General features: G+C 39.1%; 14 protein-coding genes. 6 read left to right on the top strand and 8 right to left on the bottom strand.

What is annotated here, in order from left to right:
* Positions 1-195: 195 nt before the first annotated feature.
* A complete protein-coding gene (locus tag ACTF6W_RS10080) occupies positions 196-1569 on the bottom strand; it encodes a M24 family metallopeptidase (protein ID WP_438994415.1) in 1374 nt (457 codons plus the stop codon).
* 151 nt (positions 1570-1720) lie between these two features.
* Here ACTF6W_RS10080 and ACTF6W_RS10075 point away from each other — a divergent pair, with 151 nt between their 5' ends.
* Positions 1721-2734, top strand: coding sequence for a zinc-binding alcohol dehydrogenase family protein (locus tag ACTF6W_RS10075; protein WP_438994414.1), 1014 nt, complete (start codon positions 1721-1723; stop codon positions 2732-2734).
* A 38-nt stretch (positions 2735-2772) separates the two neighbouring features.
* A complete protein-coding gene (gene nhaC, locus ACTF6W_RS10070; RefSeq protein WP_438994413.1) occupies positions 2773-4161 on the top strand; it encodes a Na+/H+ antiporter NhaC in 1389 nt (462 codons plus the stop codon).
* A 4-nt stretch (positions 4162-4165) separates the two neighbouring features.
* Here nhaC and queE read toward each other — a convergent pair whose 3' ends face one another.
* Both queE and queC read right to left on the bottom strand, forming a co-directional pair.
* Complete coding sequence (queE, locus tag ACTF6W_RS10065) at positions 4166-4798, bottom strand: 7-carboxy-7-deazaguanine synthase (protein ID WP_438994412.1); 633 nt, start codon at positions 4796-4798, stop codon at positions 4166-4168.
* Positions 4788-5492 carry a 7-cyano-7-deazaguanine synthase QueC gene (gene queC, locus ACTF6W_RS10060; RefSeq protein WP_438994411.1) on the bottom strand — a complete coding sequence of 235 codons (705 nt, stop codon included), beginning with the start codon at positions 5490-5492 and terminating at the stop codon, positions 4788-4790. The genes queE and queC overlap by 11 nt, the downstream gene beginning before the upstream one ends.
* Positions 5493-5621: 129 nt before the next feature.
* On the opposite strand from queC, the gene ACTF6W_RS10055 reads away from it, so the two are divergent.
* Positions 5622-6188: a DUF2889 domain-containing protein gene (locus ACTF6W_RS10055; RefSeq protein WP_438994410.1), complete on the top strand. Its 567-nt coding sequence runs from the start codon at positions 5622-5624 to the stop codon at positions 6186-6188.
* Here the strand turns inward: ACTF6W_RS10055 and ACTF6W_RS10050 are convergent.
* From ACTF6W_RS10050 to ACTF6W_RS10035, 4 genes are all read right to left on the bottom strand, one after another.
* Complete coding sequence (locus ACTF6W_RS10050) at positions 6185-6361, bottom strand: DUF4169 family protein (RefSeq protein WP_438994409.1); 177 nt, start codon at positions 6359-6361, stop codon at positions 6185-6187. The two genes, ACTF6W_RS10055 and ACTF6W_RS10050, sit on opposite strands and share 4 nt — an antisense overlap.
* Positions 6361-6486, bottom strand: a complete 126-nt coding sequence (locus tag ACTF6W_RS10045) for a hypothetical protein (protein ID WP_438994408.1) — start codon at positions 6484-6486, stop codon at positions 6361-6363. The genes ACTF6W_RS10050 and ACTF6W_RS10045 overlap by 1 nt, the downstream gene beginning before the upstream one ends.
* A 240-nt stretch (positions 6487-6726) precedes the next feature.
* Positions 6727-6918 carry a hypothetical protein gene (locus tag ACTF6W_RS10040; RefSeq protein WP_438994407.1) on the bottom strand — a complete coding sequence of 64 codons (192 nt, stop codon included), beginning with the start codon at positions 6916-6918 and terminating at the stop codon, positions 6727-6729.
* Positions 6919-9045, bottom strand: coding sequence for a S8 family peptidase (locus ACTF6W_RS10035; protein ID WP_438994406.1), 2127 nt, complete (start codon positions 9043-9045; stop codon positions 6919-6921). It lies immediately after the preceding gene.
* A gap of 79 nt (positions 9046-9124) precedes the next feature.
* Here ACTF6W_RS10035 and ACTF6W_RS10030 point away from each other — a divergent pair, with 79 nt between their 5' ends.
* A complete protein-coding gene (locus tag ACTF6W_RS10030) occupies positions 9125-9328 on the top strand; it encodes a hypothetical protein (RefSeq protein ID WP_438994405.1) in 204 nt (67 codons plus the stop codon).
* A gap of 84 nt (positions 9329-9412) precedes the next feature.
* On the top strand, positions 9413-10297 hold the full coding sequence (locus ACTF6W_RS10025) for a diacylglycerol/lipid kinase family protein (protein WP_438994404.1): 885 nt from the start codon (positions 9413-9415) through the stop codon (positions 10295-10297).
* Here the strand turns inward: ACTF6W_RS10025 and ACTF6W_RS10020 are convergent.
* Positions 10278-10535 (bottom strand): CBU_0592 family membrane protein, encoded by a 258-nt coding sequence (locus ACTF6W_RS10020; RefSeq protein WP_438994403.1) that lies wholly within the window; start codon positions 10533-10535, stop codon positions 10278-10280. The genes ACTF6W_RS10025 and ACTF6W_RS10020 overlap by 20 nt on opposite strands.
* Positions 10536-10621: 86 nt before the next feature.
* On the opposite strand from ACTF6W_RS10020, the gene ACTF6W_RS10015 reads away from it, so the two are divergent.
* The coding region (locus ACTF6W_RS10015) for a hypothetical protein (RefSeq protein WP_438994402.1) at positions 10622-11479 on the top strand (858 nt) is incomplete at its 3' end.

Raw genomic sequence — 11479 nt, 5'->3', positions numbered from 1 at the left:
TGTCGGAAGAACAGGCAAGAAGGCGCCAATAAACCCAAGAATGAACATTGCCCACCCAAAGGCCATATAAAGCAATCTTTTTGTTTTGCCTGCATGTAACTTTTCCAACTTAATATATACTAATAGCAAAAATCCTTTGCCGTATCATTTTGATAACATGCAAAGGATTAATACTGATTTAATAAGTAAAAAATCTTAGTTATTGATTTTTACTTTGCCCTCATCCGGCTGTCCTTCTTTTGGATCGATGATGTGGTAATTGGTTTGACGACCATTGATATAATTGGTGGTCTCTCCATCATAAAAAGCATCCTGTTCAAGTTTCACTTTAAATGGTTCACTGCTCCATGTTGGAATATCAACGTATGCTGTTAACTCGATTGCATAAGCCGTGTTTGCATGTAATGGATAATCTCCGCTACCTGGCACGCCTTCTTGCTTATCCCACATGCCGATTGTCGTTCCAGCAGCATGGCCATGAAGTCCGATAGGATGGCTATATATGCTAGGACCAATATTTTCCGCAATGGATTGCTCGCGCGTTAATAGAAGAATTTCATTGCCGGTTCTGCCCACTTGGAAATGATTTGTCAGGATGTCTTGAAGGCGATTTCCTTTTCGGTGCGCTTCTTTTAAAATATCCGGTGCATCACTTTCGCCATCACGAAGTACATAAGCATTTTGTTGTGTGTCCGTCATAAGATCAAGATAAGCAATCCCAAAATCAATATGAACATGATCGCCTTTATAAATCACGCCTGGATCAAGGTTATTGTCAGCAATATGTTTCTTGGACGCATCCGAACGCTCTGATTCAATGGTTGTATGGAACCATGATGTTAGTCCAAGGTCACGCACACGTTGACGGTACCACCATTTTAGATCTTCATGGGTTGTTACGCCTGGTGTTACAATTTTTCCTGAGAAACCTTCGGCAATAATACTGTGTGCAACGTCCATAACATGCTCGTAAACTTCCATTTCTTTTTCAGTGCGGGTCTCAAGCCAGCCTACGGAAAGTCGTTCAGCAGAAACAAGACGTGTACGTAGGCGATCCGGAATTGCATTTACAAAATCACGGCGTTCTGAATAAACAAGACCATCCGCATGTGCCCAGTCATCAGAATAGTTAAGGCCAATTCTTTTGGGATCGAATTCATTAAGTATATCAGCGATGCGTTGCCATTGATCGGGCTGTTCTTCTGGGTTCCAACTTCCTTTAAAGATGTCTGTAACGCCGTAGCGAGCCGCAGCGAGCCGCTCAACGCCTTTTTCAGGGCCATGATCAAGGAAAATAAGAACCGTACGGCGACGTGCGCTTAACCACGTGGCCGGAAGCATGGTTTTTAAAACTGGATCTTCGTTATATTCGCGTGACATGATCACCCAGGCATCAATACCTTCACGGCGCATTAATTCAGGGACCAATGTATCAAGGCGATGTTTTAAAAGATCATCCATTACTTTGGCGCGTTCACGCATTGGAATAATTTTTTCCTTAAGTGCATCAGCACTTGCAGCGACGCTTAATAATGAAAATGCGAGAATTGAAATGATTATTTTTTTCATGGTTTTGAATGATCCCTGTAGAATTTTGCCTCAAAAAACTTTATGTGCCCCAATTAAGCAGAAAATGATGTTTAAAAAAAGTCTTTTTAAAAAATAATCATGATATATAACTGTTGTTATCTGATTTTATAAAAATAATAAGGAAGAATTAATGAAAGCTGTTGGATCATATAAAGCGCTTCAAGTGAACGAAGATGAAGCATTTTTAGATGTAGAAATTGATAAACCGGAAGCCACAGGGCGTAATATACTTGTAGAAGTTAAAGCAATTTCGGTAAACCCCGTAGATACTAAAATAAGAAAGCGCCCACATCCTGATGAAACGTTACGTATTCTGGGGTGGGACGCTGCAGGTGTTGTTTCAGCGATTGGCGATGATGTCAGTATGTTTAATGTCGGTGATGAAGTTTATTATGCAGGATGTATCACAAAACCCGGATCAAACAGCGAATACCAACTTGTTGATGAACGAATTGCCGCGAAGAAACCAACTTCGCTGGGGTTTGCTGATGCTGCAGCATTGCCGCTTACGACGATTACAGCATGGGAAGCATTATTTGAACGCCTTGGTGTTTCAAAAGGTAGTAAAGATGGCGGTAAATCAATCTTGATGATTGGCGGAGCAGGGGGCGTTGGTTCAATTGCAATTCAGCTTGCTAAAAAGCTTGGGAATCTTGAAATTATTGCGACAGCTTCACGCGAAGAAAGTGCCGACTGGTGTAAAGCACGTGGTGCGGATCACACAATTAATCATTATGAAGATATTGCTGAACAATTGGATGCAATAGGCCACACCAATGTTGATTATGTACTTTGTTTAACAAATATCGCGGGGTATTGGAAAACAATAACGGACGTGATTAAACCGCAAGGTAAGATTTGTACAATTGTTGATTTCTTTGAAGATGGTAATCTAGATCTCTTAAAACCTAAGAGTGCGACTTTTGCATTTGAGTTCATGTTTACCCGTTCCATGCATGAAACGGACGATATGGATGAAATTAACGCGCTTTTATCGGAAACGGCAGCGATGATCGATAGCGGTGAACTCGTGACAACCACAGGCGAAGTGGTAAGTCCAATTAATGCAGACAACGTTAGAAAAGTTCATGCAACAATCGAAGAAGGCCGAGCGATTGGTAAATATGTCCTTGAGGGATGGTAGTAAAGTTGTATAGTTAAGCTAAAAGAGGGGAGTTTAGCTTGACAACGCATAGGGTTCCGAGTTTCTGGCATGCGCTGATTTGCTTTGGTGGCATTCTTATTATGATTGTCGCCGGAGTGGTCGCCTTTCGCATCAGCATTCAAGTTTTATTGATGCTCAGTATCATCTGGGCCATGATTCATAGTTATTTTCTTGGCTACAGTTTCTTAGAACTCAAGAAGATCATGTCTGATGGGATTAGTAATGCGCTTGGGGCCGTATATATCTTTATTCTTATTGGTGTTGTCGTCGCTAGCTTCCTTGAAAGCGGAACAATTACGACGCTTGTCTATTATGGTCTTGATTTAGTTCATCCGGCAGTTTTCTTACCCGTTGGTATGATTTTATGTAGTTTTATGTCGGTTTGTGTTGGGACGATGGTTGGAACAGTGGCAACGGTCGGTGTTATTTTAATCGGTATTGGTGCGGCCATGGGCGTGCCGCTTCCGATTGTTGCAGGGATGGTGATTGCGGGGGCCAGTTTTGGTGATAAAATGTCGCCCGTATCTGATACGACCAATATGGCGGCATTATCAACCGGAACAGATTTATATACCCACATAAAAGCGATGCTTTATACAACCGTGCCAACCTATATCATTTGTTTGATTATATTTTCGATTATCGGTTTGGAATATGCGGATCAATCACTATCAACTGATGGTATCATGGCTTTTAAGGCGGCAATTGAAGCAAATTTCGTGGTGAGTTTACTTGGCTTTGTGCCCTTGATTGTGTTGTTTGGGATGAGCTTTAAACGTATTCCCGCAGAGCCAAGCATGATAACGGCATCTGCGGTTGCCGTTTTGATCGCATTATTCCAGCAAGACCATGATTTCGTATCAATTTTAAACAGCCTTCAAAACGGGTATAGCGCTGAAACTGGTAATGCGGACCTTGATCGGTTGCTTAATCGTGGTGGCATATTAGGAATGATGGGAACATTGACCATCGCATTATTTGCAATGGCTCTTGGTGGAATTTTAGATGGCATTGGTTATATTAAAGCAATGCTTGAGGGCACATTAAGTCATCTTAAAAACATTGTGCAATTATTAGCCGCAACGATGATCACCGGGATCATCGCGAGCATCGCAACGGGGCAATCCTATATTTCAATTGTGCTTACGGCCCAGCTTTTTAATAAAAAGTACGAAGAATTTGGTCTTAGAAGAAGAATGCTTTCAAGAACCATTGAAGAAAGTACAACGTTAATCACACCCTTAATGCCATGGTCACTCGGTGGTGCGTTTTATAGTGGCGCAATGGGCGTATCGGTGTTTGATTATGCACCTTGGGCTTTCTTAAATTATCTTAATTTTATTGTCGCGCTTGTTATGGCAATGTTTGGTATTGCGATCTTTAGAAAAAAAACGTCTGAAAGCTAATTTCTTATTCAATGCCGATAATTTTATGAGTTTGAAGGCTTAAGCGCCATTGGGGATTTTCTTGACAATATTTTACGGTTTCTTGAACATGATTATTTTCTTTTTCATCAAGTGGTTGTAAGAAAAAATTCGTGTAGTTCAAATGTGCTACATCATTCGGTTTAATCGCCGTTTGTGGATAGACAAGTTTTAATTCATCGCCCGTCTTTTGAACGAATTGATTTAAATCTTTTGGGCTTACGCAGATCCAATCAAGTTCTTTTGGTGCAGGAAGGCTGCCATTGGTTTCAACGGCCACTTCAAAACCTTTAGCTTGAAATGCTTTAATGAGTTCAACATCAAGCTGGAGGAGAGGTTCTCCACCTGTGCAGACAATATAGGGCTTTCCATTTGATGATTTTGGCCAAAATGACCATGCTTTTTCAGCGAGCTCCTCAGCAGTATTAAATTTTCCGCCGTTTTGGCCATTTGTGCCGATAAAATCTGTGTCACAAAAAGTACAAGCAGCCGCGGCGCGATCTTTTTCAAGGCCTGACCAGAAATTACAGCCACTAAAACGGCAAAATACGGATGGCCTGCCGGTATGCGCGCCTTCGCCTTGTAGGGTATAAAAAATTTCTTTTACACTATAGGTCATTTTGTTGCTTATACCTAATTGGATCTATTCCACTTGCTTCTTTAAACCCTTTTAATCTTAGCAAGCAACTATCGCACTCGCCACATGCGGATCCATCCTGCGCGGGATCATAACAGCTAGTGGTCATGGAATAATCAACACCGAGCGAAAGCCCGGTTTTTATGATTTCAGCTTTTGTCATATCAATAAGGGGTGTGTTTATGCGTACACCATCATCACCTTCAACACCGATTTTAGTGGCTAGCCGCGCCATTTCTTGAAATGATGTAATATATTCAGGGCGACAGTCTGGATAACCACTATAGTCCAACGCATTAACCCCGATGAATATATCGTTGCTTTCGATTGTTTCCGCAAAAGCGAGCGCAAAAGAGAGAAAAATTGTATTTCGGGCAGGGACGTAGGTCACAGGGATTTCATCGTCAATTTCTTCTTCTGACCTTCCTTTTGGGACATCTATGTCATCGGTTAAGGCAGAACCACCAAAGGCACGCAAATCAATATCGATGATTTCATGGCGATTGATATTCATTGATTTCGCTACTTTACGAGCAGCATTAAGTTCATGATTATCACGCTGTCCATAGCTAAAACTAAGACCATAAACTTCAAACCCCTGGTCTTTTGCAATAGCCACACACGTTGAACTATCAAGTCCACCACTGAGCAAAACGACTGCTTTTTTTGCTGACATATTAAAATCCTTGTTGCTTTAAGCTTCACTTAGCGCAATTTGTGGATGAATTCCATGATTATTATGACATGACTATTATTTAATGTTCCGATATAACTGGCAAGATGTTTAATAAACGAAAGTAAATTGATGCCATTATCAACCCCAGCCGCACGAAAATATTTACATACACGTAGTATTGAACTTAATGGGTATAAGCGCGAGGATGACCTCTGGGATATTGAGGTCCATATGACTGATATCAAAAGTTATGATGTTGAAAATCAATGGAGGAACGGCATTGCGGCCGGTGAGCCGATTCATGAAATGTGGGTGAGGTTAACCATTGATGGAACTTTCTTAGTCAAAGATGTTGAGGCGGTAACAGATAATAGCCCTTTTGAAATGTGTCCTATTATTACCAGTGCTTATCGTGAGCTTGTTGGTATTAGGATTGGGCGAGGGTGGCGTCGTGCCATCAATGAAAAAGTAAAGGGAAGAAATGGATGCACACATATAACGGAATTGCTTGCGCCGCTTGCCACGGTGTCTTTTCAAACATTAATGGGTAATATTCAAAAAAATGCGAGCCAGAAAAGCAAAGCCGAAAAAGAAACCCTTAAACCAATGGTTTTAAACAGTTGTCATGCTTGGGCAGAGGATAGTGAAGTGGTGAAAAAACATTTACCGGAATTTTATAAAGAGGCCACTGATTAACGGTCAATTAGATGATCGTCGATTTTCTTTTTATTTTTCTCTTGTTTGCTTTTCGCTAATTCTTTTTCCGCTTTGGTTCGTCCGAATTTAATGCGGTTTTCATCGGCTCTTTTTTCATTCTTTTGCTTTGCGTCTATTTTACGAGCTTTTGAAAAAGATAAAATTTCAGCCATTATTTTTCACGACTCATTTTATTCATATTCATTGGGCTCCAGCTCATACCATTGTCAGTAGAACGTTCAACAAGAAATTCACGGGTATCATTGTCAATTTCTGTAAATGTAAGTCTGAAATACATTTCACCGCCATCATCTGTTGGAAAGTTTGTGCCTGCTCGTAAATTGGTAACTTGGAATTTTTCAGGGGAAATAAAGTCACCCTCATAAATATCCTTTAAACCAAAGGTATCATCTACGGCCGCAATTCGTTAAAGATTGCGGTATTGATCATAAGAAATAAAAGTTTCTACAATAAAAACATTATCAGGTTCGAGATCATGAATTTCTTCGGCAATCATTTTACCTTTTAATTTCTTAGATTAAGTCACTTTCGAGGTAGCAATTTGTTTCCAGGCATCATTTTCATAAGCATATTGCACGGTATGCCATTTTCCTAGGATGCTATCAAGCATTGCCATTTTTTCGAGTGGTACATTTTCAATTTCTGAGGTTTGTGCCGCTATGAATGGGCTATAAAAAATAATTGCGATAACAAATAATATTTTTTTCATTTAAAAATTTGATCCTAATCTAAGTAAAAGACTTGTTGCCCCTTTGATCGTTCTAACATGCCCTGGATTAAATTGATGTAGCAAGTTAATTTGCATTCTCGCACCATAAAAATTGGCCATTGAATATGATAACTCTATATCTCTCTCCGTGCCACTAGGGCCTAGATTTACGCGATTAAAAGCCATTCTATAGCTATTATTTTCATAATTTCGTTCTGCAACGTTACTAATTGTCGCATTGCCTGATGTAAGTTTTAACGGCTGGCTGAATGTCAATGAAATCTGATCTTCATCACGCAGTAGTCCTAATGATTTGATGCCCACAAGATAGCTTTGGGATTTCAGGGTAGAAATATTGCCAAGTAAAGTGCCAGCAACCGCATCAACATCTGTTATGCCATAAGTAGCCCGACCGTAAAGAGAGCTTTTGTTTGAAAGAGTGTAATCAAATTTTGCGCCAACAAACCCTGTTCTTGCGCCGTCACCAATCCTTAATACGCCAGTAGAGACGGCACCGAGTACGCTTCCTTCTTCATTCATGACACCCATATCAAAAGAAAGGGACATTTTATTTGTCAGTTGATGATTTACACGGTTTAAGAATATAGAATTTCTGATATTTAGACGTTGAGGCGCGATGTTTTCGCCAACGGTTTGCTCACTCGCAGAATACGCAAATTCCATCGTGGTTTTCTTGCCTGTTCTCGTTTTTATAGAGGCGGCACTTGTGTTGTTAGGGGCTTGTAGGGCATTAAAACCATGATTATTTGGTGCGATATAATCATCAGGTCTAAAATCTTCCATCAATTCAGCGAGCGACATACCGGTTGAGGCACTTGCTATATTATTTTCTGACATTTGAAATGAAACAGCCATTCTAAGATTGCCGACTTCGTTATTGGCGCCTAAATGGTTGGAAAAATATCGATTATTATTTTCATTAAATCGATCATCATATTGCCACCCCATTCTTATATTCATATTTTCATTAATCGAAAACGCATGATAACGATTTGTCATTGCGCCATTCATATAGCCGTCTAAATTAACAGAGGGAGTTGGCAAATGTATCCCTTTTGTAAGATCGACGTTAAATGAACGATTATAACTATCTGTAACCATAATATCGTCAAGCGCGTTTGAAAATGAAATGTCGGAGCCAAAAGCACCACCAGAGAAGATTAAATTTTGACTTGAAACACTTCCATTATTTCCAATTTCTGTGGCGGCGGCAAAACCACTTCCTGCGATCGTTAATTGACCTTGAGCCGAAAATGCTTCCTCAAGATTGATAAGGCCGCGTCCATATATATCATCTACTCCTGGGGCCCCAAGATCTGTTGCTGTTGTAAACAAGAGGTTAGTGACTTGAGATGCTGATAAATTTGGAAATGCGTCAATTAGCAGAGCTGCGGCTCCTGAAATAACAGCTGTAGAGGCTGAGGTACCGTTCGTTTGTATATAATCATAACCACTATTTATATCATAGTCAGGCGCAATGATATCGCTTCCTGGAGCCATTAAATAGACATTCATGGCATCAACGCCAGCGCGATAACTAAAATCAGATATTGTATTGTCTCTATCTACTGAACCTGCAATGATTATTTGTCCATTAGCCCAGGGTGCATAGGCAACCGCAGACGATAGTTGAGCACTATCGCCCGTGCCAGCAGGAGCCCCAGCTTCAATATTTCCTGCAGGTACTACAATGACGATGTCTGCTTCAACGGCGCGTTGCATCGCTAATTGCAAACTAACGGGACTAAAACTATCTGAACCTAGGCTTTCATTAATTACATCAACATTATTTTCAACAGCGTAGTCATATGCTTTTGCTGTATCTGAATGAAAAAATGAGCAATTCTCTAGGTCAGGACAATTTGTCGCATTCGTTGCATTAATATTTAATATTTCTGCTTCAAAAGCGACACCGTGCATATTGAATGGATTATTATTGGTATCCAGATCGCGTTTTGCAGCTATGATTCCTGCCATTGCTGTACCATGGCCACTAAAATCATCAATGTCGTCAGGATCAGATGTGACAATATTTGTGCTGTTTGGGTGTAATTGACCTTCAAGTTCAGGTACTTCTGTTACACCTGAATCGATTACTGCAACCAATACGCCATTGCCAAACGAATAATCTAAATATGCGTCTTGTGCATTAATTTGTGATAGTGCCTCAGAAGTGCGAAACTCCGTGGTATTATATACAAATGGTGGTCTCGGCGTAGGTGTAGGAACAGGATTAGGGGTATTACTTGTGGGAGAGGCCGTCGTTTCAACGCTACCACCACCACCGCCGCAAGCAGTAAGGCTGAGTATAGAAATAAAAGGTAATGCTATAAGTTTGTTTTTATTAAAAATGATCTCGGCTCAGCTTGAAGTTAATAATATAGATTAACACAATTCATGCTTAAAAATATAATATAAAGTGTTAATATAAATATAAAATAATTTAAATTTATTCTGATGAAATTAAGTGCTTATGGAAAATGCTGATAATATCGCAATTATATATAATCCTAATGCAGAACAGCATAGAAAAAAATTCTTAGAGCGTGCCATAAAAATATTAGAATCTAATGCGAAAAAAGTTACCTTATATGCGACAGAATACCCAGGGCATGCTATTGAAATAGCGGCAAATTTAAAAAACAATATTAATTACACTATTTTAATTGCGGCAGGTGGGGATGGAACCATAAATGAAGTCATTAACGGTATTTATGGAAGTGATAAGAAATTAGGCATTATTCCTCTTGGAACTGTTAGTGTTCTTGCAAGAGAAATGGGGCTTAAATTAACGCCTGAGGATGTTGCTCGTACATTAATGCAAGAAAAGACTAAATATATTTATCCAGCACTTATCAATGGAAAATGTTTTTCATTAATGGCGAGTGTTGGCATTGACGCGTCATCTGTAAAAAATGTAAATTTAAAACTTAAGAGAAAGATTAGCAAATTAGCCTATGTAATTTCGTTTATAATTGAATTATTTAAGTCCAGTTTTCAAAGTCACAATGTGACTATTAATGCAGATGAGTACAAAAGTTTTTGCACAATTATCGCAAAAGGAAAATTATATGCAGGTGAATATATTTGTGCGCCTGAGGCAACAATTTATGATCAATATCTGCATATTGTAATGTTGAAGAAAAAAGGTCTAGTTGGATTAATCAAATTCTTTTGGGCCATATCACGAAATAATATTAAAAATTTATCGTATTTAGAAATTGTTAAAACTAAAACACTTTCTATATCTTCTAATCATAGTGAAGATGTGCAAATTGATGGGGATTATTTTGGCCCATTACCTATTACAATAAAATCTTCAGAAAAACCTATTAGTCTTATTGTGCCGGTTTCTTAATATTGCGCAAAGTGTTTAAGCCGATCAGAAGCCAAATGCTATTGAGCATTACTAAAGGTATTGTGCCATAAGAATATGTGTTGATAATTAAGCATATACTGCCTAAAGCATTTAAACCTTGATATGAATAAGTGGATGCTATTAACTTCCCATTTGAGATGAGAAGATAAGCGAGTAATAATGAACTTGCGCCTATCCAGCCAATTATATCGATGTAAAATGGTATTTCATTTGTCATTGTTTGCTCGCTTAGTCTTGAAAGTTTATAATTAATGTGCAACTATTAAAGATTGGGTACGGTGATTTATCAATTCGGAATAATATATGCGCTACCTTAAGTTGTTATTTGTTTTATTTTTTATTAAACCTAACGTATTGATTGCAAAAAATATTTCTGCAGAAGACTTTGGCAGTATTCCGGATGTCTTATCCGTAAAAATATCCCCCGATGGCTCAAAAATTTTAATGTTACGCAATATTAATAGCAAAGTTATGCTTGTGACAAGAAAACTTGACGACCCTGATGGAATTGAAAATATAATTCCTAGTAAAGAGGGGGACTATAATTGGGCCATTTGGGCATCAACTGACAGAATATTAGCTAGCATAAGATTTCGTGGCCATGAGGATCGCGGTCGAAGTTTACAGGTTAAGATTCAAAGACGTTTGGTCTCGATGACTTGGGACGGCAAAGAACAAATAAACCCGCTTAGGTTTAAAAAATATGATAGGCTCAGGAGAGCCTTTGTAAAAAGACAACCGCAAATTCAAGATACGATCGTTGATATTTTAAAAGATGATCCTGACCACATATTGCTTCAGTTAGATATTGATGCCGGTGACGAACCGGCCGTCTATAAGGTGAATATCAAAACGCGTAAAAGGTCCCGCATTATTCGAAGCCGCCGTAGTGTTGATGTATGGGTAACAGATCAAAAGCATAACGTCCGATATGCGGAAGGCACACAAGAAATTAGAGGTAAAGACACCTTTAGGCATATTTCTTTTTACCGTAAAGGCAAAAGTTCGGCCTGGGAAACGTTATTTGATTATAATATGCTAAGAGAAAATAGACCTTTTTATTTTGAAGGTTTCACCAGAGATCCAAGCGTGGTTTATATTACCCAAGATGATGAAAATGGGAAAAGAGCACTTTTTACTTACGATGTAGACAAGAAGCAA

Source organism: Pseudemcibacter sp. (assembly GCF_965661635.1).
Classification (GTDB): Bacteria; Pseudomonadota; Alphaproteobacteria; order Sphingomonadales; family Emcibacteraceae; genus Pseudemcibacter.
The sequence above is the reverse complement of the archived record's forward strand: the minus strand, read 5'-3'. Positions and strand labels throughout refer to the sequence as shown.

Bases quoted from the DNA above. Each gene is read 5' to 3' on its own strand.
- queE (WP_438994412.1), bottom strand. From the start codon at position 4,798: ATGACCTATAGTGTAAAAGAAATTTTTTATACCCTACAAGGCGAAGGC.
- ACTF6W_RS10080 (WP_438994415.1), bottom strand. From the start codon at position 1,569: ATGAAAAAAATAATCATTTCAATTCTCGCATTTTCATTATTAAGCGTC.
- ACTF6W_RS10075 (WP_438994414.1), top strand. From the start codon at position 1,721: ATGAAAGCTGTTGGATCATATAAAGCGCTTCAAGTGAACGAAGATGAA.
- ACTF6W_RS10055 (WP_438994410.1), top strand. From the start codon at position 5,622: ATGCCATTATCAACCCCAGCCGCACGAAAATATTTACATACACGTAGT.
- ACTF6W_RS10045 (WP_438994408.1), bottom strand. From the start codon at position 6,486: ATGTATTTCAGACTTACATTTACAGAAATTGACAATGATACCCGTGAA.
- ACTF6W_RS10050 (WP_438994409.1), bottom strand. From the start codon at position 6,361: ATGGCTGAAATTTTATCTTTTTCAAAAGCTCGTAAAATAGACGCAAAG.
- ACTF6W_RS10020 (WP_438994403.1), bottom strand. From the start codon at position 10,535: ATGACAAATGAAATACCATTTTACATCGATATAATTGGCTGGATAGGC.
- ACTF6W_RS10040 (WP_438994407.1), bottom strand. From the start codon at position 6,918: ATGAAAAAAATATTATTTGTTATCGCAATTATTTTTTATAGCCCATTC.
- queC (WP_438994411.1), bottom strand. From the start codon at position 5,492: ATGTCAGCAAAAAAAGCAGTCGTTTTGCTCAGTGGTGGACTTGATAGT.
- ACTF6W_RS10025 (WP_438994404.1), top strand. From the start codon at position 9,413: ATGGAAAATGCTGATAATATCGCAATTATATATAATCCTAATGCAGAA.